We start from the raw sequence: 25,467 nt of genomic DNA, 5'->3' as shown, positions 1-25,467 counted from the left end.
CATGACCATTCCGCTGCTCGCGTCCGTTCTTGTGGCCGTGCCGCTCGCCGCGCTGTGCTGGTCGATGCTCGCCGTGGACCGGCGCGAGGCGCGAGCCGTGCGTCGGAATCTCGAGCGCGGCATCGCGACGCCCTCCGTCCCCGTCCCCGAGGTCGAGGCCGGCTCGGGAGCAATGGCAACCCTTGAGACGATCGCCCGCAAGCTCACGCCAGCGGCATACGTCCGCCGCCTCGATCGCCTCCTCGCCCTCGCGGGCCGACCGTCGTCGATGCCGCTCGGCCGGCTCCTCGCCGCCAAACCCGCGCTCGGCGCTGTGGGCGTGGGAGCGGGCGCGCTGTTCGTGTCGTTGGGGCCCTCTCCGACCTTTCGCCTCATCGCTGTCTTCCTCGTGGTCCTCGGCTATATGCTCCCCGATCTCCTGCTCATGAGCCGCGGCATGGAGCGCCAGGCAACGATCCAGCGGGACCTGCCCAACACGCTCGACCAGCTCCTCATCTCGGTCGAGGCGGGCCTCGGGTTCGAGGCCGCGCTCGCCCGGGCCAGCACGACGGGACGCGGCCCGCTCGCAGAAGAACTCACGAGGACGCTCCAGGACATGCAGGTCGGCCGCTCTCGCCGCGAGTCCTATCTGGGCCTTGCCGAACGGACCACGGTGCCGGAGGTCCGCACGTTCGTCCAGGCGGTGGTTCAGGCCGACGCGTACGGCATCGCGATCGCGCGCGTCCTGCGCGTCCAGGCCAAGGCGATGCGCGTCCGACGCCGCCAGCGCGCCGAGCAGCAGGCCATGAAGCTCCCCGTCATGGTCCTGTTCCCCCTCTTGTTCTTCATCTTCCCGGTGCTGTTCATCGCGATCCTGGGGCCGGCGGTCATCAATACAATTGCTACATTCTCGGGACGGTAGGTCTTCATGAGCGACAGGAGAGGGAGGATCATGACGGCGTCACCCGGCGTTCCGGCCAACGATCCGAGCAGTGTCCTGCCGCTCATCGACGACGGCGCCTTACATCTGCTGGCCTACGACGTAGGCCCCGAGATCGCGGCGTCCTTCGCGCGCGATTTCGCGCGGATCTGGCCCCGCCGGCGCAATGCCCTCGCTCAAGCCCTCGGCGCCGACGACCTCCCGAAAGCCATCGACGCCGCACTGAGCCTCCGCACGTCGTCGGCCATGGTGGGCGCGTCGCGCCTCGCGGGCCTGTCCGAGGAGCTCGAGCGCGCCCTGCGCTCGGAGGGCTTCGCGGCGGCGGCCCGGCTTCTGCCGGCCGTCTCTGACTGTGGCGAGCGCACCGTCCGCGCTCTCGTGCCCCACGACGGCCTGCGCACCGAAGACCCGGCCGACGACGACGGCGCCCCCGAGCACGTCTAGCCCCGCGCCTCGTCGCGCCGTCACCTCCCGCGGGGGGCGGACCTACGACGTCGCGGGAGCCAACCGGTAGCCGATGCCGCGCACCGTCACAAGCCACCTCGGCTGGCGCGGGTCGTCGCCGAGCTTCCGGCGGAGGTTCCCGAGGTGCACCTCGATCGCGCGCGCGTCCGCCTCGCTCACGTAGGAGTCGTCCCGGACGGTTTCTCCCCGGGCAACGCGCACGAGCTCGGCCCGGGTCAACACGGCTCCGCCCGCGCGCAGGAGCGCGTGGAGGAGATCGAACTCGGTGCGCGTGAGGTCGAGCGCGGCCCCAGCGAGCGCGGCAGTGCGCGTCCGCGGGTCGAGCGTGAGGCCGCGGTGCCGGAAGGGCCCAGCCGCGGGCAGGCCACCGCGCGGGACGGCGTCGGCGCGCGGGGGCGCGGCCGCCGTCGTCCTCGCTGCGGCGCCCGCGTTCGCCGGTGCGAGTGCCGACGGCGCGCGCAGCTCGGCGGACGACGTCGCGGTCGTGCGCGGCCGGCGCATCATGGCCGTGATCCGCGCCCGCAGCTCGCGCGGACGGAACGGCTTCGTGAGGTAGTCGTCGGCGCCGGATTGGAGCGCCAAGAGCGTGTCGGATTCCTCATCGTGGGCCGTGAGCATGACGACGTACGCGTCGCTCGAGCTCCGGATCCGCCGCAGCACCTCGAAGCCGTCGATGTCGGGGAGCCCGAGGTCCAGCGTGACGATGGCGGGGTCCTCGCGGCGCGCGATTTCGGCGCCCTCACGTCCCGTCGACGCGCTCAGGACCTCAAAGCCCGCCTGCCGGAGCACGTCCTCGACGAGGTGACGCACGTCGTCGTCGTCCTCAACGACGAGCGCAAGCCCAGGATCTTCCATCTCGGTCTCCTCTGCCACAACCATCGACAGTCTTGTCACTCGGACTTAGATTCGGTGTCATATTCTCATTCTGAAGACGAATATGACACTGCCCGATCTGTCATTGCTGCATACGGGAAGGAGAAACGTGTCTACCGGCGAGCAGGCCATCGTCCGCAGGGCTCGGCGCTACCTCGCGCATGCGGGTGCGCGCTCGCGTATCGCCCTGTGGCAGCTTCCCACCATCATCGCCGTGCTCCTCGTTGCGCTCGCCTCCCCGGCGAGCTGGGCGGACCCCGCGGCGCGGCCCCTCGTCGTCGCCTCGATCGTCGTGCTCGGCGTCGCATGCGTCGGGGCCCTGGCCCTCCCCTGGGATCGCCTGCCGGACCAGCTGGTCCTTGCGGTTCCCGTCCTCGACCTCGTCGCGCTCGGCCTCATGCGCAACGCCTCGGCTGCCCTCCAGGGAATCGCGGCCCTCGCGATCTTCCCCATCATCTGGATTGCCGCGTCGATGCGCTCGGCGCTGTGGGCGCTTCTCGTGAGCTTCACGGCACCGCTCGTGATGACGCTGCCGTCCCTCATCCAAGCCTTCGCCCACGGCACGCCCGCGGGCGCGAACTCGTCGATCTTCCTCGCCGTCCTCCTCCTCGCGGTCGCCGTGGCGATCCGGGCCGCCACGACGGGCCTCCATCTCCAAGAACGCGAGCTCCGCGCCCAGCGGGCGCGGCTCCGGCGCCTCCTGCTCGAATCCCAGTCGACCGAGCGGCTCCTCGCGGCCATCCTCGAGGCCGTGAGCGTGGGGATCGTCGCCGTCGACAGCTACGGCACCCCGGTGCGCACCAACCGCCGATTCCGCGAGCTCGTGAGCCCGTTCGACCTCCCGGCCGCCGCCCCCGTCGACGCCGATCTTCAGCTCTACGCACGCGACCACCGAACCCCGCTCGCTCCCCTCCAGCAGCAGCTCGAGCGGGCTGCGCAGGGCGAGCGCATTGACGGCGAGGTGATGTGGCTCGGCGAGGGCTCCGACTCGGCCGCCCTGTCCGTGTCCTCGCGTGCAGTCGACGGGCCGAGGGGCGGCGCCGTCGTCGCCTTCGCGGACGTCACGGCACTCGCCAACGCCGCGGAGGACAAGGCCGAGCTCGTGCGCACGGTCGCCCACGAGTTCCGCTCGCCGCTCACGGCCGTCCTGGGCAACGTCGATCTCGTCCTCGAGTCCGAGTCCCTCGCGAGCGACGACCGGCTCCGCCTCGACGTCGCCCAGCGCAGCGCCGAGCGGCTCCTCGAGCTCGCGACGGATCTCGTCGCATCGTCGTCGCACTCGGTGCCGATCCGCCTCGAGCACGCCGACGTCGGCGCCGTCGTCTCAGCACGCGCGGAAGCCGCGCGCCTCACCGCGGTCGCGGCAGGGGTGCAGCTCGCGGTCGAGGTCGGCGAACCACTCTGGGCACGCGCAGATCCCCTGCGCGTGGGGCAGGTGATCGACAACCTGCTCTCGAATGCGATCAAGTACTCGCCCGACGGCGGAACGGTCACCCTGCGAGGGGCCCTCAAGGACGGCTGGATCACCGTCGAGGTGCGCGACAGCGGCATGGGCATCCCGTCGCATGAGCGCCAGCGCGTCTTCGAGCGCTTCTTCCGCACCTCCCAGGCGCGCCGCTCGGACATTCCGGGCGTGGGGCTCGGCCTCGCGATCAGCAGCTGGATCGCCGAGCGGCACGGCGGCGGCCTCGCGTGCGAGAGCCAGCCCGGCCGCGGCAGCGTCTTCACCCTCACGCTCCCCGTCGCCGGGCCAGCGTAACCGTGCCTGTGTAGCCGGGCCAGCGTAGCCGGGCCTGTGTAGCCGGGCCAGCGCGCCGACGCGGGCCTAGGCTGGGTCTCGAAGCGCGCGCGTCTGCTCGGCCCGCAGGGCCATCTCCCCCGCCGTCTCCGGGTAGCCGACCGCCTCGAGGACGAGCGGATGGGCCGGCGCGAGACGCGTCTTGGCGTCCCTGATCCGAGCAAGCATGCGCTCGTGGAGCCATTCGGGCCGCTCGAGCCCTTCGCCGACGCGCAGCGCCGAGCCGACAAGGGCCCGCACCATGTTGTGGCAGAACGCGTCGGCCTTCACGTGGGCCACGACCACGCCCTCGTGGCTGCGCTCGAACGTGAATTCCTGAAGCTCGCGGACCGTCGTGGACCCTTCGCGCGGCTTGCAGAACGCGAGGAAGTCTCGGAGGCCCAGCAGCTGGGCGGCCGCGCCGTTCATGCGGCCGACGTCGAGGGCCGCCTTGTGCCACAGCGTGATCCCGCGGAGCGTCGGGTCCCAGTGCTCGGCACGGTCGGCGATCCGGTACGAGTAGCGGCGCCACAGCGCCGAAAAGCGCGCGTCGAACCCCTCGGGAGGGACGACGGCGCGACGCACCTCGAGCGCGCCCGTCTCCTCGGCGAGGACTCGGCTCAGCGCCCCGCGGAGGCGCCGCGCGAGGACCTCCTCGGGCGCGTCGTCGGAGCGGCGCGGCAGCGACTCCCACTCGTCGGCGCCGAGGTCGAGATGGACCACTTGGCCGCGCGCGTGGACGCCCGCATCGGTGCGGCCCGCGACGACGACACGTACCGGGCGACGGAGGATGAGCTCAAGAGCCTCCTCGAGCGAGCCCTGCACCGTGCGCAGACCCGGCTGCACGGCCCACCCGCTGAACGGGCCGCCGTCGTACGCGATGTCGAGACGCACGCGGACCCGACCGCCGCCCGCTGCCCCACCCGGCGACGAAGGGTGGCCAGATGCGGAAAGGCCCCCGTTCCCTGGTTCCGGAACGGGGGCCTTCGCTGCAGTCATGCGCCCCAGTCTAGTGAGTCGGCACAGTCTCGTGAGCCGGCCCAGTCGAGTGGCGCTCGACGGCGGGGCTTACTTCGCGTCGTCGTCCTTGGACTCGGTCTCCTCAGCGGGAGCCTCAGCCTCGGCAGCAGCCGTCTCCTCGACCTCAGCCTCGGCCTCGGCCGGAGCCTCGGCAGCGGCAGTCTCCTCGACGACCTCCTCGGCAACAACCTCAGCCTCGACGATCGGCTCGGCAGTCGGGGCGGCGGCGCGCGCCGCGGCCTTCGTCGCCTCGGCCACGACGGCCTGCTTCGGCGAAACCGGCTCGAGCACGAGCTCGATCACGGCCATGGGGGCGTTGTCGCCCTTGCGGTTGCCGATCTTGGTGATGCGGGTGTAGCCGCCCTCGCGGTTGGCCATCTGCGGCGCGATCTCGGTGAAGAGCTCGTGCACGATGCCCTTGTTGGTGGCGGTACGGGCCGAGATGGCGGCCTGGACACGGCGGCGCGAGGCGAGGTCGCCACGCTTCGCGAACGTGATGAGGCGCTCGGCCACGGGGCGGAGGCGCTTGGCCTTCGTCACCGTGGTGGTGATGCGCTTGTGCTCGAACAGTGCGGCGGCAAGGTTGTTGAGCATGAGGCGCTCGTGCGCCGGGCCGCCGCCCAGGCGCGGACCCTTGGCGGGTGCAGGCATAGTAGTTTCTCCTCGGGTGGGCCGCTGCCGGGGGAGGCCCGGCAGCGGTCAATACTGTGGTGGCTTAGAGGTCGTCGTCGCCGAACGGGGCCTCGTCCTCGTCGATCGCGGCAGCGCGCGCGGCGAGGTCGAATCCGGGAGGCGAGTCCTTGAGCGAGAGGCCCAGCTCGGTGAGCTTGGCCTTGACCTCGTCGATGGACTTGGCACCGAAGTTCCGGATGTCCATCAGGTCAGCCTCGGAGCGCGCCACGAGCTCACCCACGGTGTGGATGCCCTCGCGCTTGAGGCAGTTGTACGAGCGCACGGTGAGGTCCAGGTCCTCGATCGGCAGAGCCATGTCCGCCGCCAGGGCAGCATCCGTCGGCGAGGGGCCGATCTCGATGCCTTCAGCCGCCGTGTTGAGCTCGCGGGCGAGGCCGAAGAGCTCAACGAGCGTCGTGCCGGCGGAGGCGACGGCGTCGCGCGGCTTGATGGCCGGCTTCGTCTCGACGTCCACGATCAGGCGGTCGAAGTCGGTGCGCTGCTCAACGCGGGTCGCCTCGACGCGGAAGGTGACCTTCAGCACCGGCGAGTAGATCGAGTCGACCGGAATGCGGCCGATCTCGGCGTCCGCGGACTTGTTCTGCGCCGCGGAGACGTAACCGCGGCCGCGCTCGATCGTGAGCTCGAGCTCGAACTTGCCCTTGGAGTTGAGCGTCGCGATGTGGAGATCCGGGTTGTGGATCTCCACGCCGGCCGGCGGAGCGATGTCCGCAGCCGTGACGACGCCCGGGCCCTGCTTGCGCAGGTAGGCGACGACCGGCTCGTCCTGGTCCGAGGAGATGGACAGGCTCTTGAGGTTCAGGATGATCTCGGTGACATCTTCCTTGACCCCGGGAACCGTGGTGAATTCGTGCAGCACACCGTCAATCCGGACGCTCGTGACCGAGGCACCCGGGATAGAGGAGAGCAGAGTACGACGCAGCGAGTTGCCGAGCGTGTAGCCGAAGCCGGGCTCGAGCGGCTCGATCACGAATCGGCTGCGGTTGTCGGACACCACTTCTTCAGACAGTGTGGGGCGCTGTGCAATAAGCACGGAGTTTCCTTTCAGCGAGCATCCGCTATATGACGCAACACAGATGGATGGAAAACGGTCTGACTAAGTAACGGACCGGTGGCCGGCCGCGGTTCCCCCACGGCCGGCCAGGCCCATCGACAACCAGTTAGACGCGGCGGCGCTTCGGCGGGCGGCAGCCGTTGTGGGCGCTCGGGGTGACGTCCTGGATGGAGCCAACCTCGAGGCCGGCGGCCTGGAGCGCGCGGATCGCGGTCTCGCGGCCCGAGCCCGGGCCCTTCACGAACACGTCGACCTTGCGGAGGCCGTGCTCCTGCGCACGCTTCGCGGCCGACTCCGCGGCCTGCTGTGCCGCGTACGGCGTGGACTTGCGCGAGCCCTTGAAGCCGACCTCGCCGGCCGAGGCCCACGAGATCACGGCGCCCGAGGGGTCGGTGATCGAGACGATCGTGTTGTTGAACGTGCTCTTGATGTGCGCCTGGCCGAGCGCGATGTTCTTCTTGTCCTTGCGACGCGGCTTGCGGACCGAGGTCGCACGAGTCTTCGGGGGCATGAGGTCTCCTACTTCTTGGTGACGCTAGCCGCTATCAGCGGCCGGCCTTCTTCTTGCCGGCGACGGTCCGCTTCGGACCCTTGCGGGTACGGGCGTTGGTCTTGGTGCGCTGGCCGCGCACCGGAAGGCCCTTGCGGTGACGCAGGCCCTCGTAGCTGCCGATCTCGACCTTGCGGCGGATGTCGGCGGCCACTTCGCGGCGAAGGTCACCCTCAACCTTGTAGTTGCCCTCGATGTAGTCACGCAGCTGGACCAGCTCGGCGTCCGTGAGGTCCTTCACGCGGACGTCAGGGCTGATGCCGGTAGCAGCGAGCGTCTCCTTCGCACGGGTGCGACCCACGCCGTAGATGTAAGTAAGCGCGATTTCCAGCCGCTTTTCGCGGGGAATGTCAACGCCAGCGAGACGAGCCATAGTGGCGGTTCTCCTTGTGTTGTCCGGAGGTCGTAGGCAGTACACCCGCACTGTGCTGTGCGGCCCCAGCCTCCGGGCCGGGGGTTAGCTGTCCGGGCTCTCAATTTCGTCCCAGCGCAGCTTGTGCTGCCTTCTATCTAGTTATTGCGTGGGCGCCCGCCCTGACTGCTTCCCCGAAGGGAAATCAGCCCTGGCGCTGCTTGTGGCGCGGGTTCTCGCAGATCACCATGACCCGGCCGTTACGGCGGATCACCTTGCACTTGTCGCAGATCTGCTTGACGCTCGGCTTGACCTTCATGGCTTTCCTTTGCGTGTTCTGCAGGTGGTCAGCAAAGACGGCCGGGTGCCCCCGGCCGCGCTGCTTACTTGTAGCGGTAGACGATCCGGCCGCGGGTCAGGTCGTAAGGGCTGAGCTCCACCACCACGCGGTCCTCGGGGAGGATTCGGATGTAGTGCTGACGCATCTTCCCGGAGATGTGTGCGAGCACGACGTGCTTGTTCGTCAGCTCAACGCGGAACATCGCGTTGGGCAGCGCTTCAGTCACGACGCCCTCGATCTCGATGACACCGTCCTTCTTGGCCATAGCCTCCGCTATCTGTCGTGCCACCGGGCACACGTGCGCCCCGTGGTCTTCATTGATTGATTCGGCCGGCGGCAGCCACCCCGAAAAGGGCACGACTGGGCCGACAGCCAACACACAACTGTACGCCACCTCGGCCGGGAAGTTAAATCCGCCTATGGTACACGGCGACGCCAGTCGACCTCTCGTACACCGCGACGCCAGTCGACCTCTCGTACACGGCCTGCTCCCGGCGCGGCCGCCGTCGGACCTTCACCACTTTCAGCAGCCCGGCGTCGGCGAGTTCGGCCGCCACGCCGGCGGAGCACCGCCGTCGTGCGCTGAGAGCTGGTGGGACTCCTACAGCTCGTCGAGCCTCGGAAGTCCCCCCAGCGCAAGGCGGGTTTCAACTACCGCGGTCACCTGCCGCACGAAGTCCTCCGGTCGATGGACGATGTCGGCGTAGACGAAGCGCGCCACCGCAAAGCCAAGGGACTGCGCGACGTTGTCGCGCCGATAATCCTTGAACCGACGGCTGGGCGCCTCGTGCTCCTTCCCGTCGGTCTCAACATCCACGCAACTCTCGACGAGGAGATCCATCGATCCGACCCCGCGAACGTCGACCTGCGGCTGCACGTGGAAGCCAGCCCGGCGGAGATGGGTGCGAGCGAGGGTCTCGAGCAGCGACTCGGACCCGACGTCGACGAGATCGAGGACTCGGCGAGCCGCCGCGTTCCTCCGTCCGGGCAGCCGGTCGCGGAGAAAATCCAAGGAGAAGCCCTGCCGGGAGGCCGACTCAACCAGAACCAGCGCCTCCAGCTCGGGCAGGCACCCGAGGGCATGGAGAAGAACGTCCGCTTTGGAGGCGATCCACGCTGCCGGCTCCCCTGGCACCCAGCTCCTCCGGTGGACCACGGCCCGCTCGGACGCGAAGGCGCCATCGGGCCTCAGCACGTGGACCTTGTCCGGCTTCCGCAGCATCCAGAGGCCGTAATGCTCGGCGGCGGAGAGACACGTGAGCCGTGAATTGGTCGCAACACAGCGGACCAGCACGGGGTCGGCCTCCGGAACACTGTAGATTCCGGGCCGCACCCGGTCCACCAATCCGGCCGCGACGGCTCGAGCCAGATCGCGCTCGCGGGCGCCGGCCTCGAGGAGCTGACGCGTCCGGGCGATGCCGCCGCGGTCGCGCAGAAGCGCTGTCACAGACTCCATGACGTCATCGTGTCGCGGAGCCGACCCATTCGGGCCGTTCCCCGGGGCCTATGTGGATAACTCCGACGCCGGAGTCTCACCAGTTCTCAGGCGGACGACGGCGCAACTCGCCGACGTCTCAACGCGGCGCACCGCGTTGGGCCGCCGGAACGTGGTGAGAGTCCTACGCCGGCTCACGCCGGTGGCGCGGGGTACGGCTCCCAGGTTCCCGCCGGCGTCGAGACGGCAGTTGCGGACCGGACCCCGTCGAGGATCGCGAGTCGAACCGCCTCTGCGGCCGCGATCTGAACGGACATCAGGACGGCGATCCGCTCGGCGTCCCGTGACCGGTCCATCCCGATGGCGCCCGTCGAGAGGGCGAAGACGGTGTCGCCGTCGACGAGCGTGTGGGCCGGGTTGAGCGCTCGGGCGAGCCCGGCATGCGCGGCCGTCGCCGTCCGCTTGCACTCGGCGGGCGTCAGGGCCGCATTGGTCGCGACGACTGCCAGCGTCGTGTTGAGAGACCTATCGGCGGACGACGGCGCCGGGGCGCCCGTCACTGCCGGCTCACCGAGGGGTGACTCGCCAGGGAAGACCGGCGCTCCCGCGGCATTGACGACGGCAAGGGCGCCCACCACGAGTCCCTCGGGCAGCACGACCTCGGGCCCGCCGGGCGGGCCCGGAACCGGGCCACCCGGAATCGCGACGGAAGCCATCCCCACGCCGCCCTTGAAGCGGCCCCGGGCGAGCACCGCCCCGGTGCCGGCGCCTACGCAGCCTCGGAGGGCGCCGTCGTCCGCTTGCCCCGCCGAGACGGCGGCTGCCGCGGCCTCGTAGCCCATCGCCGCGTCCGGCCGCTTCGAGAAATCGCCGCCCCGGCCGAGGTCGAAGATGACGGCCGCCGGAACGATCGGCACGACGCCGCCGAAGACGCCAAAGCCCTGTCCTTCGGACTCCAAGAACAACTGGACCCCCGCCGCGGCCGCGAGACCGTACGCGCTTCCCCCGCACAGCGCAACGCCGTCGACGTTCTGGGCGAGCGTCGAGGGGTCGAGGGCATCCGTCTCGCTGGTGCCCGGCCCGCCGCCCCGCACGTCGACGCCGCCTGCAGATCCCGGCGGCGCGAGGACCGCTGTCACGCCTGTGAGCCAGCCATCGCCGACGCGCTGGGCGTGGCCCACCCGCATCCCGGGGACGTCAAGAAGGGATCCCATGGGGACATTGTGCCGCACGTCTCAGCCGAATCGTCTTCGAAAAAAACAAAGAGTTAACTCTTGGCTACGCGCCGCGGAACTCTTTCCGAGAATCCCAGTTCTCGGATTTTCGGGGCCAAGGACTGTGCTGCACTGTTGGATGCCACCGTTGCGGCGTCGCTGCGCGGTGCCTGAGATCTGCGGTGGGGGCCACGGTGAGGAGCACCAATCAATCATGAGCAAACTTGAGCTTGACCGTCCTGTTGCGGTCGCCGAGGGGGCGCCGCCGCGCCGCCCGAGGTGGTCGGCGCGGAGCCGCCGGGACTTCTTCATATTCCTCGCGATGGCGTTGCCGAACCTCATCCTCATCGCGGTCTTCACGTATCGGCCGCTCTTCGCGAACATGCAGTATTCGACGCTCGACTGGACGCTCGGCTCGACGACGGCACGCGTTGTCGGGCTCGACAACTACGTCACGTTCTTCACGAGCGACGACGCCCCGCGCGTCCTCGGCACGACGGCGGTGTTCACCGTGTTCACCGTCGGCCTGTCGATGGTGCTGGGCCTGCTCGTTGCGCTCGCGCTGAACTCCAAGGTGCGCGGCACGACGTTCGCCCGGGCCGCGGTCTTCGCCCCGTACGTGCTGTCGGGGGTCGGCGTCGGCCTCGTCTGGATGTTCATCTTCGACCCGGGATACGGGGTCCTCGCGTGGATGCTGAGGGGGCTCGGGGGCAAGAGCCCCGAATGGTTCAACGACCCGCAGCTAGCGCTCACCATGGTCACGATCGTCTACGTGTGGAAGAACCTGGGCTATTGCGCGGTCGTCTACCTCGCGGGGCTCCAGTCGCTTCCGAACGACGTCATGGAGGCCGCGGCGCTCGACGGCGCGGGAGCGGTGCGGCGGTTCTGGAACATGGCGCTCCCGCTCCTGTCCCCGACGACGTTCTTCCTCCTGATCACGACGATCCTCTCGAGCCTGCAGGCCTTCGACCTCATCCGGATCATGACCCCGCTTGGGAACGGCACGAGCACGCTCATCTACGAGGCGTACCTCCAGGCGTTCGGCGCCTACAACCGCGCCGGATACTCGGCGTCGATCTCGGTGATCCTGTTCGCGATCCTGCTCATCGTCACCGTGGTCCAGGTCCGCTTCGTCGAGAAGAAGGTGCACTACGCATGAGCGCTCCCGCGACCATCGCCCCCTCCCCAGCGGCCGACCGCATTCCGGCCCGCGACCGCCTCTTCTCGAAGGCCAACTTCGCGAAGACCATCGCCGGCGGGTACATCCCGCTCGTCCTGGCGACCCTCATCGTGTTCCTGCCGCTCGCGTGGATGGTGCTGAGCTCGTTCAAGACCCCCGGCGAGATCGTCACGACGGACTTGAAGATCCTCCCCGAGCAGCTCTACGGCCAGAACTACGCGGAGGCCATGACGACCGTGCCGTTCGGGCGGTTCTTCCTCAACTCGGCGATCGTCACGTTCGTCGGCTCGGCCATCAAGGTCACGCTGGCGATCCTGACGGCCTACGCGCTCGTGTTCGTGCGGTTCCCCTTCAAGAACGTCATCTTCATCCTGATCCTCGTCGCGCTCATGGTCCCGCCGCAAGTCGCGATCCTGCCGAACTACGTGCTCATCGCGGGCATCGGCGGGAAGAACACCCTGTGGGGGATCATCCTGCCGGGCCTCGGCACCGCGTTTGGCACGTTCCTCCTCCGCCAGCACTTCATGACCCTCCCGAGCTCAATCCTCGAGGCCGCCGAGATCGACGGCGCGGGGCACTGGCGCCGGCTGTGGCGGATCGTCGCGCCCGTCTCGCTGCCGTCCATCGCCACCGTCGCGCTCGTGACGATCGTCAACGAGTGGAACGACTACATCTGGCCGCTCATCATCACGGACCGCCCCGAGACCATGACGCTGCCCGTGGGCCTCACGCTGCTCCAGAACTCCGAGGGAAACACGGGTTCGGGCTGGGGCATCCTCATGGCCGGCGCCGTCCTCGTCATCCTGCCCGTCCTCGTCATCTTCGCGATGCTCCAGCGCTACATCGTCGCGGGCCTGACCCAGGGCAGCGTCTCCAACTAGCTGTGCCTCCTCACCCACCCTCCCTCCCCTTCGCACCCATCCACCCTGAAAGGCGCACCATGTCATTCCCCCTCCCCCGCCGGCACTTCCTGGCCCTCACCGGCGCTGGCGCCGGATCCCTCGCCCTCGCCGCGTGCGGCGGTCCCGACACCTCGGGCGGCGCGGGCGCGACCAAGACGGCGGACGCCGACTTCAGCGGCGTGAAGCCGGCCGCAAGCATCGACTTCTGGACGAACCACCCCGGAAAGTCGCAGGACGTCGAGAAGCAGCTCGTCGAGAAGTTCCAGGCGGCCAACCCCGGCATCACGGTCAACCTCGTGACGGCGGGCTCGTCCTACGAGGACATCGCGCAGAAGTTCCAGACCGCCCAGGCCGCGAAGTCCGGGCTCCCGGCCGTCGTCGTCCTCTCCGACGTGTGGTGGTTCCGCTACTACATCAACGGCAACATCATTCCGGTGGACGCGCTCATCAAGCAGCTCGGCGTTCAGGTGAGCGACTACCGCGACTCGCTCGTGAAGGACTACCAGTACGGCGGCAAGCAGTGGGCCATGCCGTACGCGCGCTCGACCCCGCTGTTCTACTACAACAAGGACCACTTCAAGGCCGCGGGCCTCCCGGACCGCGCCCCGAAGACGTGGGACGAGTTCGGCGAGTGGGCCCCGAAGCTCATGGCTGCCGGGCTGGCCCAGCGTGCGTTCCAGTACGGTCCGATGGCGGGCTACGCCGGGTGGACGATGCAGAACAACCTGTGGGGCTGGGGCACGGGCTGGTCGAAGGACTGGGACATCACGTGCGACTCCGACGACGCCGTGGCCGCGATGCAGTGGATCCAGGACACGGTATACAAGGGCAAGTGGGCCGGCGTCTCGTCGAAGGACCAGGCCGACGACTTCGCGGCGGGCATCGCCTCGGCCACCCTCGCGTCGACGGGCTCGCTCGTGGGCGTCCTCAAGAACGCCAAGTTCAACGTCGGTGTCGGCTTCCTCCCGGGCGGCCCCAAGGCGACGACGAACGTCTGCCCCACCGGCGGCGCCGGCCTGGGCATCCCGTCCGGCATCTCGAAGGAGCAGCAGCTCGCGGCCGCGACATTCATCAAGTTCGTCGGCGAGCCCGAGAACGCCGCCCTGTTCTCGGCCGCGACCGGCTACATGCCCGTGCGCAAGTCCGCCGATATGACGGCCGTCCTCGCCAAGACGCCGCAGATCCAGACGGCGATCGACCAGCTCGCCGTCACGCGTGTCCAGGACAACGCGCGCGCGTTCCTCCCGGGCGCCGATCAGGAGATGGGCAAGACCGCGGCGAAGATCCTCACCCAGCAGGGCGACGTCAAGTCTGAGATGTCCGCGCTCAAGAAGACCCTCCAGGGCATCTACGAGAAGGACGTCAAGCCGAAGCTCACGGCCTGACCCTTCCGGGCCGCTTCACGAAGCAAAGCAGCGAACGACGACGGCGCCGCTCACCTCAGGTGGGCGGCGCCGTCGTCTGTGTACGATCAGCCAACTCAGCGGGCGCCCGCTACTCGGGCTGTTCCTTGGACAGGGCGATAATCCAGTCGGGGGTGGCGTCGCCGGTCAGCTTGTCGATCTCGATGCGCGCCCTGGCCGCGGCGATCTGCACCCTGCGGTCCTCCGGGCTCACCGACGCGGGACGGCGCGAGGGGGCGATCTGCCTCTCGCGGCGGGACTGCTTGTGCTTGGCGTCGTGCGCCACTGCCATGGTCGACCCCCTACCCACGCTAGACCGCCGGTCCGACAGTTCAGGCGAAAGGCCTCGGACAGCTCCGTTCTTCACGGCCGCACGATGAGCTTCCCGCGTACGTGCCCGCCCTCGAGTTCGCGATAGGCCGCGGCGGCGTCCTCAAGGCGATAGACGCCCGCAATCTCGACGCGGAGCGTTCCGCTCGCGGCCAGCCCCGCGAGCTCGGCGAGCTGCGTCGGATCCGGGCGGACCCAGACGTACTGGCCGCCGAACTCGTCCCGCGCGCGGCGATCCGCGACGGAGGCGACCATGCCGCCGGCGCGCAGGAGCTCAGGAACCGTCTCAAGCGACGAGCCGCCGGCGAAATCGAGAATGACGTCGAAGCCGTCGGGCATGACAGTGCGGGCCTGGTCGACGAGATGCTCGCCGTAGCGCACGGGGACCGCGCCGAGCGCGCGCAGATAGTCGTGATTGTGCTCGGACGCGGTGCCGACAACCGTTGCCGCTCCCTCGAGCAGGGCGAGCTGGGTCGCGAACGAGCCGACGCCCCCGGCCGCCCCGTGGATCAGCACGCGCGCCCCGCGCGAGACGCCAGCGCGGCGGACCGTCTGCAGCGCGGTGAGGCCCGCGAGCGGCAGGGCCGCCGCGTGCTCGAAGCTGAGCCCGGCGGGCTTCTTCGCGGCCGTCCGAACGGGTACCGAGGCGAACTCGGCAAGGGTTCCGGAGGAGACGACATCCTTGCGGGCGTAGGCGAGGATCTCGTCGCCGACTTCGAACTCAGGCGTGTCGAGCCCCGGCTTGACCACGACCCCTGCGACGTCCCAACCGGGGACCGCCGGCAGAACCGTGTCAATGACCCGGCGCACGTGCCCTTCCCGGATCTTGTAGTCGACCGGGTTCAGGGCCGCGGCCTCGACCTTGATCACAACGCTGTCCGGGCCGATATGCGGCTCGGGCACGTCCCTGAGCTTCAAAACGTCCGGTCCGCCGAACTTCTCATACGTCATCGCCTTCACGAAGGAAGCCAACGTCCGTCCCGCAGTGCCAATTCCCGCGCTGGCCGAAATGCCCCCGCTCAGGCGGGTTCAGCACGGGCTGTCAGGCGGGAATCGGCACGGGCGTGACCCCGAGAGGCGCAAGCTCAGACGCCCCGCCGTCCTCGGCCGTGAGCACCCAGATGCCGTCATGGTGCCGCGCCACGGAGTGCTCCCACTGGCACGATCGGGACCCGTCGACTGTCACGACCGTCCACTCGTCGTCGAGCACCCGGGTCTCGATCGAGCCGCGCACGAGCATGGGTTCGATCGCGAGCGCCATGCCCGGCTTGATCTTGGCGCCGCGATGACCCGTGCGGTAGTTCAGGACGTCCGGCGCCATGTGCATCTGCGAGCCGATTCCGTGGCCCACGTAGTCCTCGAGGATTCCGAGGGGGGCACCGTCCTGCTCGGAGACGAAGTCGTCGATCGCGTCGCCGATGTCCCCCACGTGCGTCCCCTGGGCGAAGGCCGCGATGCCGCGCCACATGGCCTGGCGTGTCACTTCGGACAGGCGGTGGTCCTCGGGGTTGCCGTCTCCCACGATGACAGTGCGCGCCGAATCGGCGTTCCACCCGCGCACGACGCAGCCTCCGTCAATCGACAGGATGTCCCCGTCACGAAGCTTCTTCGCGCCGGGGATGCCGTGAACCACCTCGTCGTTGATCGAGACGCAGATGTGCTTGGGGTAGCCGTAGTAGCCGAGGAAGTTGTACTGGGCGCCCGCCGCGTCCACGACGTCGGCGAAGACCGCGTCGAGCTCGTCGGTCGTCGCGCCTGGGGCGACGGCAGCCACTGCGGCGTCGAGGGCACGGCTCAAGAGAAGGCCCGCCTCGGCCATGATCCGAAGCTGCCCGTTGTTCTTGTACTCGATCTTCCGCTGGCCGATCACGGCTTCCCTCCCCTTAACAGCGGACGACGGCGCCTGCCCGCTCTGGGCCACGCGCCGTCGTCCTTTGGTCCTCTAGTGCGCGGTGTGCGCCGACCCGGCTCAGGCCAGGTCCGGCGCCCCGTTCTTGATGGCCGCGAGCACGCGCTCGGTGACCTCGTCGATCGCTCCGATGCCGTCGACCTTCGTCAGGATGCCGCGCTCGCCGTAGCGCGCCACGACTGCCTCGGTCTGCGTGTGGTAAAGCTCGAGGCGGTGACGGATGACGGCCTCGTTGTCGTCGCTGCGTCCCGTCTCCTTCGCACGGCCCAGGAGGCGCGCAACGAGCTCCTCGTCATCGGCGGTGAGCTGGAGGACGACGTCGAGCTCGAGGCCGCTCTCGTGAAGGATCCCGTCGAGGTACTCGACCTGAGCGACCGTCCGCGGGTAGCCGTCGAGCAGGAAGCCCTCACGGGCGTCGTCCTGCGCGAGCCGGTCGCGCACCATGCTGTTCGTGACGCTGTCCGGAACGAAGTCGCCGGCGTCCATGTACTTCTTGGCCTCGACGCCGAGCGGCGTCTGCTCCTTGACGTTGAAGCGGAAGATATCCCCGGTCGAGATGGCGACAATGCCGAGTCGGTCCGAAATCCGTTCGGCCTGGGTGCCCTTGCCGGATCCGGGAGGGCCAATGAGAAGCATTCTCGTCATCGCAGTAGTCCTTCGTAGTGTCGCTGTTGGAGCTGCGCATCGATCTGCTTGACCGTCTCGAGGCCCACGCCCACCATGATGAGGATCGACGTGCCGCCGAACGGGAAGTTCGTGTTGGCCTGCACCAGCACGAGCGCGATGAGCGGGATGAGAGCCACGATGCCGAGGTACAGGGAGCCCGGCAACGTGATGCGCGAAAGTACGTACTGCAGGTAGTCCGCAGTCGGCTTGCCGGCGCGAATGCCCGGGATGAAGCCACCGTACTTCTTCATGTTGTCGGCGACTTCTTCGGGGTTGAAGGTGATCGCGACGTAGAAGTATGTGAAGAAGATGATCAGCAGGAAGTAGATCACCATGTAGACCGGGTGGTCGCCCTTGGTCAGATTGTTGTTGATCCACTCAACCCACGGCTGGATCTGGGAACCGTCACGCGGGGTGTTGAACTGCGCGACGAGGGCGGGAAGGTACAGCATCGACGACGCGAAGATGACCGGGATGACACCGGCCATGTTGACCTTGACCGGGATGTACGTCGTCGTGCCGCCGACCGTGCGCCGGCCGATCATGCGCTTCGCGTACTGCACCGGAATGCGCCGCTGCGACTGCTCGACGAAGACCACCAGGGCCATCGTCACGAGGCCGATCGCGAGCACGATGAAGAACGTGCCTGGGCCCTTCGACGTCCAGATCGCGCCGAGCGACGCAGGGAAGTTCGCGGCGATCGACGTGAAGATGAGCAGCGACATGCCGTTGCCGATGCCCTTCTCCGTCACGAGCTCGCCCATCCACATGATGAGGCCCGTGCCCGCGGTGAGCGTGATGATGATGAGGATCGTCGCGATGATGCTCTGGTCCGGGATGATCTGCAGGTTGCAGTTCGGGAAGAGCTGGCCGGAGCGCACGAGCGACACGAGCGTCGTCGCGTTGAGCAGGCCGAGCGCGATCGTGAGGTAGCGGGTGTACTGCGTGAGCTTCGTCTGCCCCGCCTGGCCCTCCTCGTAGAGCTCTTGGAAGCGCGGGATCACCACGCGGAGAAGCTGCACGATGATGCTCGACGTGATGTAGGGCATGATCCCCAGCGCGAACACCGAAACCTGCAGGAGCGCGCCTCCGCTGAACAGGTTCATGAGCTGGTAGATGCCCGGCTGATCCTGTCCCGTCACCAGCGGCGAAAGGCACGTCTTGACGTTGCTGTAGTTCACGCCCGGCGCAGGGATGAATGCGCCGAGACGGAAGATGGAGATGATCCCCAGCGTGAATAGCAGCTTGCGCCGCAGGTCCGGCGTACGGAATGCCCGGCCGATGGCAGAAAGCACGCTTCTCCTCCCCGATCCTTCAGGAGCGTAGGGTATGGCCCGCGCAGAGGATGCGGCGCGAGCAAGGTCCAGCTACCGAGTCTAACGGCACCCACGGCTCAGCCGATAATCCCGGGGTTGCGGCGGAGTTGCGGGCGCGGCTTAACGCGAAGGGCCCCGGCCGCCGTCGTGGGCTGTGTTTTCCCTCCGAAGACTGCTCGCGCCGAAAGCGAGAGGCCCCGGCCGCCGTCGTGGTTTTAACTCACGACGGCGGCCGAGGCCTTCAGGTCACAGCGTTGAAGCGCTCCGGGAACGTCAGAGGACGGTCGTGGAGCCGCCGGCCGCGGCGATCTTCTCGGCCGCGGAGGCCGAGAACGCGTGCGCGGTGACGTCGAACTTCACTTCGATGTCGCCGTTGCCGAGCACCTTGACGGGCTGGTTCTTGCGGACCGCGCCCTTCGCGATGAGCTCGTCGACGCCCACGGTGCCACCCTCGGGGAACAGCTCGACGAGCCGCTCGAGGTTGACGATCGAGTACTCGACCCGGAACGGGTTCTTGAAGCCGCGGAGCTTCGGCAGGCGCATGTGCAGCGGCAGCTGCCCGCCCGCGAAGCCCGCGCGAACCTGGTAGCGAGCCTTCGTACCCTTGGTACCGCGGCCCGCGGTCTTGCCCTTGGAGCCCTCACCGCGACCCACGCGGGTCTTCGCGGTCTTGGCGCCGGCGGCGGGACGCAGGTGGTGGACCTTAAGAGCGGTGCTCTTCTTCTCAGTTTCGTTCTCAGCCATTACTTCGCCTCCTCAACCTTCACGAGGTGCGGAACCGTGTTGATCATGCCCACCGTCACAGCGTCGGCCTTGCGGACGACGGTGTGGCCGATGCGCTTGAGGCCGAGGGAACGCAGGGTCTCGCGCTGGTTCTGCTTGGCGCCGACGACGCCCTTGATCTGGGTGATCTCCAACGTCGCGTCGGAGGGAGCCAGGTTCTTAGCCATGACTCATGCACCTGCCTTCTGGTTCTCGATGTTGCGCACCATCGCAGCCGGCGCAATCTCGTCGAGAGGCAGGCCACGACGGGCGGCCACAGCCTGCGGCTCCTCAAGGCCCTTGAGCGCCTCGATCGTCGCGTGGACGATGTTGATCGCGTTGGAGGACCCGAGGGACTTCGACAGCACGTCGTGGATGCCGGCGCACTCGAGCACGGCGCGCACCGGGCCGCCGGCGATAACGCCGGTACCCGGAGCAGCCGGGCGCAGCATGACGACGCCAGCGGCGGCCTCACCCTGAACGCGGTGCGGAACGGTCGTGCCGATGCGCGGGACGCGGAAGAAGGACTTCTTGGCCTCCTCGACGCCCTTGGCGATGGCCGCGGGAACTTCCTTGGCCTTGCCGTAGCCGACGCCCACGGTGCCGTTGCCGTCGCCAACCACCACGAGGGCGGTGAAGCTGAAGCGGCGGCCGCCCTTGACGACCTTGGCAACGCGGTTGATCGTCACGACGCGCTCGACGAACTGGCTCTTCTCGGCGTCACGGCCACCGTCGCGGCCACCACGGCCACCACGGTCGCCACGACCGCGGCCCTCGCCGCGACGACCGCCGCGGCGGTCCTCGCTCGCGGGAGCGGCGGCCTCGGCGGCGCCCTCGGTCACATTCTCAGACACGTTGTCCTTCTCGTTGTTCTCGACGGTCACAGTGCCAACCCGCCTTCCCGGGCGCCGTCTGCAATCGCAGCAACGCGGCCGTGGTACTTGTTGCCGCCACGGTCGAACACGACCGCGTCGACGCCAGCAGCCTTGGCACGCTCGGCCACGAGCTCGCCGACGCGCTTGGCCTTGGCCGTCTTGTCGCCGTCGAACGCGCGGAGGTCAGCCTCGAGCGTCGAGGCGGACGCGACCGTGACGCCCTTGCTGTCGTCGACAACCTGGACGAACACGTGGCGCGCCGAACGCGTCACGACGAGGCGCGGACGCTCGGCGGAACCGACAACGCGCTTGCGCAGGCGGATGTGACGACGCGAACGGGACGCTGCGCGCGACTTGGCCGGGCGCTTCTTGTTGATGCTCAGACCCATGGTTACTTACCAGCCTTTCCGACCTTGCGGCGGACAACTTCGCCGGCGTAACGGATGCCCTTGCCCTTGTACGGGTCAGGCTTGCGGAGCTTGCGGATGTTGGCCGCAACCTCGCCGACCCGCTGCTTGTCGATGCCGGACACGGTGAACTTCGTGGGGCCTTCGACGGTGAACGCGATGCCCTCGGGGGCAGACACGGTGACGGGGTGCGAGAAGCCGAGCGCGAACTCGAGGTCCGAGCCCTTCGCCTGCACGCGGTAACCGGTGCCGACGATCTCGAGCTTCTTCTCGTAGCCCTTCGTGACGCCCTCGATCATGTTGGCGAGGAGCGTACGGGTGAGGCCGTGCAGCGAACGCGAGAGGCGCTCGTCGTTCGGGCGCGTCACCGAGAGCGTGCTGTCCTCGAGGTTGACCTCGATCGGGCTCGCCACGGTGTGCACAAGCTCGCCCTTGCCGCCCTTGACGGTGACGACGGTGCCATCGATCTTGACCTCGACGCCAGCGGGGACGGTGATGGGGAGACGTCCAATGCGGGACATATCTTCTTCCTTCCTTCCCTTACCAGACGTACGCGAGGACTTCGCCGCCCACGCCCTTCTTGGCGGCCTGACGGTCAGTCAGGAGCCCAGAAGAGGTAGACAGGATGGCGATGCCGAGGCCGCCCAGCACGTGCGGGAGGTTCGTGGACTTCGCGTACACGCGGAGGCCCGGCTTGGAGATGCGGCGGACACCCGCGATCGAACGCTCGCGGTTCTCACCGAACTTGAGCGTAAGGGTCAGCTTCTTGCCGACCTCGGCGTCCTCTTCCTTCCAGCCGGCGATGAAGCCTTCGGCCTTGAGGATGTCGGCCAGACGGACCTTGAGCTTCGACGACGGCATGGAAACCTCGTCGTGGTAGGCCGAGTTGGCGTTGCGCAGACGGGTAAGCATGTCTGCGACGGGATCAGTCATAGTCATGTGGGCTCGTGCCCTTCCTCGTGCTGGTTTCCGCTCGGCACCTGGCCGTGCGCCCTTGAGCGCAGCGCGGACCTTTCACGTAGTGATTCAGTCTTCGGTCTTGAACGGGAAGCCCAGCGCCTTGAGCAGCGCGCGACCCTCGTCGTCGGTCTTGGCGGTCGTGACAACCGTGATGTCCATGCCACGGAGGCGATCGATCTTGTCCTGGTCGATCTCGTGGAACATCACCTGCTCGGTGAGGCCGAACGTGTAGTTGCCGTTGCCGTCGAACTGCTTGCCGCTGAGGCCGCGGAAGTCGCGGATACGGGGCAGCGCGAGGGTCACGAGGCGGTCCACGAACTCCCACATGCGGTCGCCGCGAAGCGTCGTGAAGGCGCCGATCGGCATGCCCTCACGGAGCTTGAACTGGGCGATCGACTTGCGGGCCTTCGTGACCTGCGGCTTCTGGCCCGTGATGAGGGTCAGGTCGCGCACAGCGCCTTCGATGAGCTTCGAGTCCTTCGCGGCGTCGCCGACGCCCATGTTGACAACGACCTTCACCAGGCGCGGGACCTGGTTGACGTTGGCGTACTTGAACTCGTCCTGGAGGGAGCCCTTGATGGTCTCCGCGTACTTCGCCTTGAGACGGGGCACGATCTTGACCGGAGTCTCGACAGTCTCAGTCATCAGATGTCCTTCCCAGTGGCCTTGGAGTAGCGGATGCGCACCGTCTTCTGGGCGCCGTCCTTCTCCACGGTCTCGACGCGGAAGCCAACCTTCGTGGGCTTCTTGGTCTCGGGGTCAACGAGGGCCACGTTCGAAACGTGGATCGGAGCCTCGACCTGCTCGATGCCGCCGGTCTTCGTGCCGCGCTGCGACTGGCCGACCTTCGTGTGCTTGGTGACGCGGTTGATGCCCTCGACGAGCACGCGGCCCGTCTCGGGGAACACCTTCAGGACCTTGCCCTGCTTGCCCTTGTCACCGCCCTTTTCCTGCTTGGTGCCGGTGATGACCTGGACCAGGTCGCCCTTCTTGATCTTTGCGCCCATAAGTCAGAGCACCTCCGGAGCCAGCGAGACGATCTTCATGAACTTCTTGTCGCGCAGCTCGCGGCCGACCGGGCCGAAGATGCGCGTGCCACGGGGGTCGCCGTCGTTCTTGAGGATGACTGCCGCGTTCTCGTCGAAGCGGATGTAGGAGCCGTCCGCGCGGCGGCGCTCCTTCTTGGTGCGGACGACAACCGCCTTGACGACGTCGCCCTTCTTCACGTTGCCGCCAGGGATCGCGTCCTTGACGGTGGCGACGATGACGTCGCCGATGCCTGCGTAGCGGCGGCCCGAACCACCGAGAACGCGGATGGTCAGGATTTCCTTCGCACCCGTGTTGTCGGCGACCTTGAGCCGCGACTCCTGCTGAATCACTTCTACTCCTTACGTCACGCTGGTTCTCGGACCGCGCCTGAAGCCTGCGCCGAGCCTTGCGGAACGGATTGTCGGGGTGTCTCTCGACCCGCCTGGATGTGGCCAGAACGGGCCTGAATCACCGTGCCAGAGGCAATCGACCCCTTCCGCAGCGCCCGCATGGGGGCACACTGAAGGGCATTATGCAGTGGCACGATGGTTCACGAGGTACTGCACGTCCGCTCTCGCCGGACACGCCGAAGTCGCGAGGACTTCAGAGGGCACGCCGAATGCAGCCGTACAAGCTCAATATCGTACCACGGAACGGGCTGCGCGCCCGACGCCGCCCGCCCGAACCCGCCTGTCCGAACACGCGAGCGGCCCGCCCCTTCGAGAAGGGACGGGCCGCTCGTCGTGAACGGGAGAGCCGGAAGGCCTACTTGGCCTTCTCGAGGATCTCCACGAGACGCCACCGCTTGGTGGCGGACAGCGGGCGGGTCTCCGCGATGAGAACGAGGTCGCCGATGCCGGCGGTGTTGTTCTCGTCGTGGGCCTTGCGCTTGGAGGTGCGGCGGATGACCTTGCCGTAGAGCGAGTGCTTCACGCGGTCCTCGACCTCGACGACGATGGTCTTCTCCATCTTGTCGGACACGACGTAGCCGCGGGCCGTCTTGCGGTGACCGCGCTCGTCTGCTGCCGTGGCGGCGCTTTCCGTCACGTTGTTCTCCTGCTCGCTCACTTGGCGGCCTCCTCAGTGGCCTCAGCCTCAGTAGCTTCCGCCGCGGCTGGCTTTGCCTCAGCGGCCGCGTCGGCCTTCTTGGACTTCTTCGCAGCCTTCGGCTCTTCGACGACCGAGACGGGCTCGACGCGGATGCCGAGCTCGCGCTCGCGAAGGATCGTGTAGATGCGCGCGATGTCCTTCTTCACAGAGCGAAGACGCCCGTGGCTCTCGAGCTGGCCAGTGGCGGACTGGAAGCGCAGGTTGAACAGCTCTTCCTTCGCCTTCTTGAGCTCCTCGAGGAGGTGCTCGCTGTCCAGCTGGTCGAGCTTCTCAGCGGTCAGTTCCTTGGATCCGACTGCCATTCTCATTCACCACCTTCGCGACGCACGATGCGCGCCTTCAACGGGAGCTTGTGGATGGCGAGGCGAAGCGCCTCGCGAGCCACCTCATCAGACACACCGGCGAGCTCGAAAAGAACCCGGCCCGGCTTGATGTTGGCGACCCACCACTCGGGCGAACCCTTACCGGAACCCATGCGGGTTTCGGCGGGCTTCTTCGTGAGCGGACGGTCCGGGTAGATGTTGATCCAGACCTTGCCGCCACGCTTGATGTAGCGGGTCATCGCGATACGGGCCGCCTCGATCTGGCGGTTGGTCACGTACGCCGGCGAGAGGGCCTGGATGCCGTACTCGCCGAAGCTGACCTTCGTGCCGCCAGTCGCAGCGCCCGAACGGCCGGGGTGGTGCTGCTTGCGGTGCTTCACACGACGGGGAATAAGCATTTAAGCCTCTCCTCCTTCCGCTGCCGGGGAGGCAGCCTCGGCGGCCGGGGCCTCAGCCGCGTCAGCAGCCTGGGCCGGGCGGTCGCCCTGCGGACGACGACGGCGCTCGCCACCGGGGCGGCCCGGGCGGTCGCCCCGGTCACCACGGGGGCCGCGCGACGACGGAGCGGCGGCAGCCTGGGCCGCAAGCTCCTTGGACGTCACGTCGCCCTTGTAGATCCAGACCTTCACGCCGATGCGGCCGAACGTCGTCTTGGCCTCGTAGAAGCCGTAGTCGATGTTCGCGCGAAGCGTGTGCAGCGGCACACGGCCCTCGCGGTAGAACTCCGAGCGCGACATTTCCGCGCCGCCGAGGCGGCCGGAGCAGGCCACGCGGATGCCCTTGGCGCCGGCGCGCTGCGCCGACTGCATGGCCTTCTTCATGGCGCGGCGGAACGCGACGCGGCTCGAGAGCTGCTCCGCAATGCCCTGGGCCACGAGCTGAGCCTCGATCTCGGGGTTCTTGACCTCGAGGATGTTCAGCTGGACCTGCTTGCCGGTGAGCTTCTCGAGCTCGCCGCGGATGCGGTCGGCCTCGGCGCCGCGGCGGCCGATGACGATGCCCGGGCGGGCCGTGTGGATGTCCACGCGGACGCGGTCACGGGTACGCTCGATCTCGACGCGGGCGATGCCGGCGCGCTCCATGCCGTTGGTCATGAGCTTGCGGATCTGGACGTCCTCGCGGACGAAATCCTTGTAGCGCTGGCCGGGCTTGTTGCTGTCGGCAAACCAGTGCGAGACGTGGTCGGTGGTGATGCCGAGTCGGAACCCGTGCGGGTTGACCTTCTGTCCCATTTAGCGGGCCTCCTCGTTCTCCGGGGTCGCCACGACCACAGTGATGTGGCTGGTGCGCTTCTTGATGCGGTAGGCGCGGCCCTGGGCACGCGGCTGGAACCGCTTCATGGTCGGACCCTCGTCGACGAACGCCTCGCTGATGTAGAGGTCGCTCTCGTCGAAGGGCAGACCGTCGCGGTCGGCCAGAACGCGCGCGTTGGCCATCGCGGACGCGACCACCTTGTAGACCGGCTCCGAAGCCGCCTGCTGGGCGAACTTCAGGATCGCCAGAGCCTCATTCGCCTGCTTGCCACGAACAAGGTTGACGACGCGCCGGGCCTTCATCGGCGTTACGCGGATGTGGCGCGCAATTGCCTTGGCTTCCATTGCTT

The 25,467-nt window shown here is 68.1% G+C and carries 35 protein-coding genes; 6 read left to right on the top strand and 29 right to left on the bottom strand.

Annotated elements, in window-relative coordinates; genetic code table 11:
• Position 1: 1 nt before the first annotated feature.
• Both RBS12_RS05985 and RBS12_RS05980 read left to right on the top strand, forming a co-directional pair.
• Positions 2-901, top strand: a complete 900-nt coding sequence (locus RBS12_RS05985) for a type II secretion system F family protein (RefSeq protein WP_307965155.1) — start codon at positions 2-4, stop codon at positions 899-901.
• 30 nt (positions 902-931) lie between these two features.
• On the top strand, positions 932-1,363 hold the full coding sequence (locus RBS12_RS05980) for an Hpt domain-containing protein (RefSeq protein ID WP_307965154.1): 432 nt from the start codon (positions 932-934) through the stop codon (positions 1,361-1,363).
• A 42-nt stretch (positions 1,364-1,405) separates the two neighbouring features.
• On the opposite strand, the gene RBS12_RS05975 is transcribed toward RBS12_RS05980, so the two are convergent.
• Positions 1,406-2,239 (bottom strand): response regulator transcription factor, encoded by an 834-nt coding sequence (locus RBS12_RS05975; protein WP_307965153.1) that lies wholly within the window; start codon positions 2,237-2,239, stop codon positions 1,406-1,408.
• A gap of 127 nt (positions 2,240-2,366) precedes the next feature.
• On the opposite strand from RBS12_RS05975, the gene RBS12_RS05970 reads away from it, so the two are divergent.
• The gene (locus tag RBS12_RS05970) at positions 2,367-4,016 is read left to right on the top strand and encodes a PAS domain-containing sensor histidine kinase (protein WP_307965152.1); all 1,650 of its coding nucleotides are present in this window, start codon (positions 2,367-2,369) and stop codon (positions 4,014-4,016) included.
• Between the two features lie 66 nt (positions 4,017-4,082).
• Here RBS12_RS05970 and truA read toward each other — a convergent pair whose 3' ends face one another.
• From truA to RBS12_RS05925, 9 genes are all read right to left on the bottom strand, one after another.
• Positions 4,083-5,033 carry a tRNA pseudouridine(38-40) synthase TruA gene (gene truA, locus RBS12_RS05965; RefSeq protein WP_307965151.1) on the bottom strand — a complete coding sequence of 317 codons (951 nt, stop codon included), beginning with the start codon at positions 5,031-5,033 and terminating at the stop codon, positions 4,083-4,085.
• A gap of 69 nt (positions 5,034-5,102) precedes the next feature.
• A complete protein-coding gene (gene rplQ / locus RBS12_RS05960; protein ID WP_307965150.1) occupies positions 5,103-5,705 on the bottom strand; it encodes a 50S ribosomal protein L17 in 603 nt (200 codons plus the stop codon).
• 64 nt (positions 5,706-5,769) lie between these two features.
• Positions 5,770-6,780: a DNA-directed RNA polymerase subunit alpha gene (locus RBS12_RS05955; RefSeq protein WP_307965149.1), complete on the bottom strand. Its 1,011-nt coding sequence runs from the start codon at positions 6,778-6,780 to the stop codon at positions 5,770-5,772.
• A 127-nt stretch (positions 6,781-6,907) separates the two neighbouring features.
• Positions 6,908-7,312, bottom strand: coding sequence for a 30S ribosomal protein S11 (rpsK, locus tag RBS12_RS05950; protein ID WP_043120112.1), 405 nt, complete (start codon positions 7,310-7,312; stop codon positions 6,908-6,910).
• Between the two features lie 34 nt (positions 7,313-7,346).
• Positions 7,347-7,724, bottom strand: coding sequence for a 30S ribosomal protein S13 (gene rpsM, locus RBS12_RS05945; protein ID WP_307965148.1), 378 nt, complete (start codon positions 7,722-7,724; stop codon positions 7,347-7,349).
• A 184-nt stretch (positions 7,725-7,908) separates the two neighbouring features.
• Entirely contained in the window at positions 7,909-8,022 is a 114-nt protein-coding gene (rpmJ, locus tag RBS12_RS05940) for a 50S ribosomal protein L36 (RefSeq protein WP_011775570.1), read from the bottom strand.
• Between the two features lie 64 nt (positions 8,023-8,086).
• Complete coding sequence (infA, locus tag RBS12_RS05935; RefSeq protein WP_011775571.1) at positions 8,087-8,308, bottom strand: translation initiation factor IF-1; 222 nt, start codon at positions 8,306-8,308, stop codon at positions 8,087-8,089.
• A 336-nt stretch (positions 8,309-8,644) separates the two neighbouring features.
• A complete protein-coding gene (locus RBS12_RS05930) occupies positions 8,645-9,499 on the bottom strand; it encodes a type IV toxin-antitoxin system AbiEi family antitoxin domain-containing protein (protein WP_307965147.1) in 855 nt (284 codons plus the stop codon).
• 173 nt (positions 9,500-9,672) lie between these two features.
• The gene (locus RBS12_RS05925; protein ID WP_307965146.1) at positions 9,673-10,692 is read right to left on the bottom strand and encodes a P1 family peptidase; all 1,020 of its coding nucleotides are present in this window, start codon (positions 10,690-10,692) and stop codon (positions 9,673-9,675) included.
• Positions 10,693-10,906: 214 nt separating this feature from the next.
• Between RBS12_RS05925 and RBS12_RS05920 the strand changes: the two genes are divergently transcribed.
• The 3 genes from RBS12_RS05920 to RBS12_RS05910 are packed head-to-tail and all read left to right on the top strand — an operon-like array spanning position 10,907 to position 14,159.
• Positions 10,907-11,851: a sugar ABC transporter permease gene (locus tag RBS12_RS05920; RefSeq protein WP_307965145.1), complete on the top strand. Its 945-nt coding sequence runs from the start codon at positions 10,907-10,909 to the stop codon at positions 11,849-11,851.
• Positions 11,848-12,753 (top strand): carbohydrate ABC transporter permease, encoded by a 906-nt coding sequence (locus RBS12_RS05915; RefSeq protein WP_307965144.1) that lies wholly within the window; start codon positions 11,848-11,850, stop codon positions 12,751-12,753. Before RBS12_RS05920 ends, RBS12_RS05915 begins: the two co-directional genes overlap by 4 nt.
• 59 nt (positions 12,754-12,812) lie before the next feature.
• Complete coding sequence (locus tag RBS12_RS05910) at positions 12,813-14,159, top strand: ABC transporter substrate-binding protein (protein ID WP_307965143.1); 1,347 nt, start codon at positions 12,813-12,815, stop codon at positions 14,157-14,159.
• Positions 14,160-14,268: 109 nt separating this feature from the next.
• Here RBS12_RS05910 and RBS12_RS05905 read toward each other — a convergent pair whose 3' ends face one another.
• The 19 genes from RBS12_RS05905 to rplV form a co-directional block, all read right to left on the bottom strand.
• Positions 14,269-14,469, bottom strand: a complete 201-nt coding sequence (locus RBS12_RS05905) for a hypothetical protein (RefSeq protein ID WP_307965142.1) — start codon at positions 14,467-14,469, stop codon at positions 14,269-14,271.
• Between the two features lie 71 nt (positions 14,470-14,540).
• A complete protein-coding gene (locus RBS12_RS05900) occupies positions 14,541-15,467 on the bottom strand; it encodes an NADP-dependent oxidoreductase (RefSeq protein WP_373886482.1) in 927 nt (308 codons plus the stop codon).
• Between the two features lie 82 nt (positions 15,468-15,549).
• Positions 15,550-16,377 carry a type I methionyl aminopeptidase gene (map, locus tag RBS12_RS05895; protein ID WP_307965290.1) on the bottom strand — a complete coding sequence of 276 codons (828 nt, stop codon included), beginning with the start codon at positions 16,375-16,377 and terminating at the stop codon, positions 15,550-15,552.
• 99 nt (positions 16,378-16,476) lie between these two features.
• The gene (locus RBS12_RS05890) at positions 16,477-17,061 is read right to left on the bottom strand and encodes an adenylate kinase (protein WP_307965141.1); all 585 of its coding nucleotides are present in this window, start codon (positions 17,059-17,061) and stop codon (positions 16,477-16,479) included.
• Positions 17,058-18,377: a preprotein translocase subunit SecY gene (secY, locus tag RBS12_RS05885; protein WP_307965140.1), complete on the bottom strand. Its 1,320-nt coding sequence runs from the start codon at positions 18,375-18,377 to the stop codon at positions 17,058-17,060. Before secY ends, RBS12_RS05890 begins: the two co-directional genes overlap by 4 nt.
• Before the next feature lie 294 nt (positions 18,378-18,671).
• Positions 18,672-19,142: a 50S ribosomal protein L15 gene (rplO, locus tag RBS12_RS05880; RefSeq protein ID WP_307965139.1), complete on the bottom strand. Its 471-nt coding sequence runs from the start codon at positions 19,140-19,142 to the stop codon at positions 18,672-18,674.
• Entirely contained in the window at positions 19,142-19,348 is a 207-nt protein-coding gene (gene rpmD / locus RBS12_RS05875) for a 50S ribosomal protein L30 (RefSeq protein WP_307965138.1), read from the bottom strand. Before rpmD ends, rplO begins: the two co-directional genes overlap by 1 nt.
• A 3-nt stretch (positions 19,349-19,351) precedes the next feature.
• Positions 19,352-20,002, bottom strand: a complete 651-nt coding sequence (gene rpsE, locus RBS12_RS05870) for a 30S ribosomal protein S5 (RefSeq protein ID WP_307965289.1) — start codon at positions 20,000-20,002, stop codon at positions 19,352-19,354.
• Positions 20,003-20,040: 38 nt separating this feature from the next.
• On the bottom strand, positions 20,041-20,424 hold the full coding sequence (rplR, locus tag RBS12_RS05865) for a 50S ribosomal protein L18 (RefSeq protein WP_307965137.1): 384 nt from the start codon (positions 20,422-20,424) through the stop codon (positions 20,041-20,043).
• 2 nt (positions 20,425-20,426) lie between these two features.
• Entirely contained in the window at positions 20,427-20,963 is a 537-nt protein-coding gene (gene rplF / locus RBS12_RS05860) for a 50S ribosomal protein L6 (protein ID WP_307965136.1), read from the bottom strand.
• Positions 20,964-20,982: 19 nt separating this feature from the next.
• A complete protein-coding gene (rpsH, locus tag RBS12_RS05855; protein WP_307965135.1) occupies positions 20,983-21,381 on the bottom strand; it encodes a 30S ribosomal protein S8 in 399 nt (132 codons plus the stop codon).
• Positions 21,382-21,468: 87 nt separating this feature from the next.
• Positions 21,469-22,047 carry a 50S ribosomal protein L5 gene (gene rplE, locus RBS12_RS05850; RefSeq protein WP_307965134.1) on the bottom strand — a complete coding sequence of 193 codons (579 nt, stop codon included), beginning with the start codon at positions 22,045-22,047 and terminating at the stop codon, positions 21,469-21,471.
• A complete protein-coding gene (gene rplX, locus RBS12_RS05845; protein WP_307965133.1) occupies positions 22,047-22,409 on the bottom strand; it encodes a 50S ribosomal protein L24 in 363 nt (120 codons plus the stop codon). The genes rplE and rplX overlap by 1 nt, the downstream gene beginning before the upstream one ends.
• Positions 22,410-22,412: 3 nt before the next feature.
• Positions 22,413-22,781 (bottom strand): 50S ribosomal protein L14, encoded by a 369-nt coding sequence (gene rplN / locus RBS12_RS05840; protein ID WP_307965132.1) that lies wholly within the window; start codon positions 22,779-22,781, stop codon positions 22,413-22,415.
• 415 nt (positions 22,782-23,196) lie between these two features.
• Positions 23,197-23,499: a 30S ribosomal protein S17 gene (gene rpsQ, locus RBS12_RS05835; protein WP_307965131.1), complete on the bottom strand. Its 303-nt coding sequence runs from the start codon at positions 23,497-23,499 to the stop codon at positions 23,197-23,199.
• Entirely contained in the window at positions 23,496-23,843 is a 348-nt protein-coding gene (gene rpmC / locus RBS12_RS05830; RefSeq protein ID WP_307965130.1) for a 50S ribosomal protein L29, read from the bottom strand. Before rpmC ends, rpsQ begins: the two co-directional genes overlap by 4 nt.
• Before the next feature lie 2 nt (positions 23,844-23,845).
• Complete coding sequence (rplP, locus tag RBS12_RS05825; protein ID WP_307965129.1) at positions 23,846-24,262, bottom strand: 50S ribosomal protein L16; 417 nt, start codon at positions 24,260-24,262, stop codon at positions 23,846-23,848.
• Entirely contained in the window at positions 24,263-25,096 is an 834-nt protein-coding gene (gene rpsC / locus RBS12_RS05820) for a 30S ribosomal protein S3 (protein ID WP_307965128.1), read from the bottom strand. It abuts the gene before it with no gap.
• A complete protein-coding gene (gene rplV / locus RBS12_RS05815; RefSeq protein ID WP_138414232.1) occupies positions 25,097-25,462 on the bottom strand; it encodes a 50S ribosomal protein L22 in 366 nt (121 codons plus the stop codon).
• Between the last annotated feature and the right edge of the window lie 5 nt (positions 25,463-25,467).

Source organism: Sinomonas sp. ASV322 (genome assembly GCF_030908245.1).
In the GTDB taxonomy this organism is placed as follows: domain Bacteria; phylum Actinomycetota; class Actinomycetes; order Actinomycetales; family Micrococcaceae; genus Sinomonas.
Note: the sequence above shows the minus strand (reverse complement) of the source record. Positions and strands in the feature narration are given on the sequence as shown.

Bases quoted from the DNA above. Each gene is read 5' to 3' on its own strand.
- RBS12_RS05925 (WP_307965146.1), bottom strand. From the start codon at position 10,692: ATGGGATCCCTTCTTGACGTCCCCGGGATGCGGGTGGGCCACGCCCAG.
- RBS12_RS05930 (WP_307965147.1), bottom strand. From the start codon at position 9,499: ATGGAGTCTGTGACAGCGCTTCTGCGCGACCGCGGCGGCATCGCCCGG.
- RBS12_RS05905 (WP_307965142.1), bottom strand. From the start codon at position 14,469: ATGGCAGTGGCGCACGACGCCAAGCACAAGCAGTCCCGCCGCGAGAGG.
- RBS12_RS05985 (WP_307965155.1), top strand. From the start codon at position 2: ATGACCATTCCGCTGCTCGCGTCCGTTCTTGTGGCCGTGCCGCTCGCC.
- rpsK (WP_043120112.1), bottom strand. From the start codon at position 7,312: ATGCCCCCGAAGACTCGTGCGACCTCGGTCCGCAAGCCGCGTCGCAAG.
- rpmC (WP_307965130.1), bottom strand. From the start codon at position 23,843: ATGGCAGTCGGATCCAAGGAACTGACCGCTGAGAAGCTCGACCAGCTG.
- RBS12_RS05920 (WP_307965145.1), top strand. From the start codon at position 10,907: ATGAGCAAACTTGAGCTTGACCGTCCTGTTGCGGTCGCCGAGGGGGCG.
- rplO (WP_307965139.1), bottom strand. From the start codon at position 19,142: ATGGCTGAGAACGAAACTGAGAAGAAGAGCACCGCTCTTAAGGTCCAC.
- rplE (WP_307965134.1), bottom strand. From the start codon at position 22,047: ATGACTGAGACTGTCGAGACTCCGGTCAAGATCGTGCCCCGTCTCAAG.
- rplX (WP_307965133.1), bottom strand. From the start codon at position 22,409: ATGGGCGCAAAGATCAAGAAGGGCGACCTGGTCCAGGTCATCACCGGC.
- truA (WP_307965151.1), bottom strand. From the start codon at position 5,033: ATGACTGCAGCGAAGGCCCCCGTTCCGGAACCAGGGAACGGGGGCCTT.
- rplQ (WP_307965150.1), bottom strand. From the start codon at position 5,705: ATGCCTGCACCCGCCAAGGGTCCGCGCCTGGGCGGCGGCCCGGCGCAC.
- rpsC (WP_307965128.1), bottom strand. From the start codon at position 25,096: ATGGGACAGAAGGTCAACCCGCACGGGTTCCGACTCGGCATCACCACC.
- rplF (WP_307965136.1), bottom strand. From the start codon at position 20,963: ATGTCCCGCATTGGACGTCTCCCCATCACCGTCCCCGCTGGCGTCGAG.
- rpsH (WP_307965135.1), bottom strand. From the start codon at position 21,381: ATGACTATGACTGATCCCGTCGCAGACATGCTTACCCGTCTGCGCAAC.
- rpmJ (WP_011775570.1), bottom strand. From the start codon at position 8,022: ATGAAGGTCAAGCCGAGCGTCAAGCAGATCTGCGACAAGTGCAAGGTG.
- RBS12_RS05980 (WP_307965154.1), top strand. From the start codon at position 932: ATGACGGCGTCACCCGGCGTTCCGGCCAACGATCCGAGCAGTGTCCTG.
- infA (WP_011775571.1), bottom strand. From the start codon at position 8,308: ATGGCCAAGAAGGACGGTGTCATCGAGATCGAGGGCGTCGTGACTGAA.
- RBS12_RS05915 (WP_307965144.1), top strand. From the start codon at position 11,848: ATGAGCGCTCCCGCGACCATCGCCCCCTCCCCAGCGGCCGACCGCATT.
- RBS12_RS05910 (WP_307965143.1), top strand. From the start codon at position 12,813: ATGTCATTCCCCCTCCCCCGCCGGCACTTCCTGGCCCTCACCGGCGCT.
- rplV (WP_138414232.1), bottom strand. From the start codon at position 25,462: ATGGAAGCCAAGGCAATTGCGCGCCACATCCGCGTAACGCCGATGAAG.
- rpmD (WP_307965138.1), bottom strand. From the start codon at position 19,348: ATGGCTAAGAACCTGGCTCCCTCCGACGCGACGTTGGAGATCACCCAG.
- rplP (WP_307965129.1), bottom strand. From the start codon at position 24,262: ATGCTTATTCCCCGTCGTGTGAAGCACCGCAAGCAGCACCACCCCGGC.
- RBS12_RS05975 (WP_307965153.1), bottom strand. From the start codon at position 2,239: ATGGAAGATCCTGGGCTTGCGCTCGTCGTTGAGGACGACGACGACGTG.
- RBS12_RS05890 (WP_307965141.1), bottom strand. From the start codon at position 17,061: ATGACGAGAATGCTTCTCATTGGCCCTCCCGGATCCGGCAAGGGCACC.
- rplR (WP_307965137.1), bottom strand. From the start codon at position 20,424: ATGGGTCTGAGCATCAACAAGAAGCGCCCGGCCAAGTCGCGCGCAGCG.
- rpsM (WP_307965148.1), bottom strand. From the start codon at position 7,724: ATGGCTCGTCTCGCTGGCGTTGACATTCCCCGCGAAAAGCGGCTGGAA.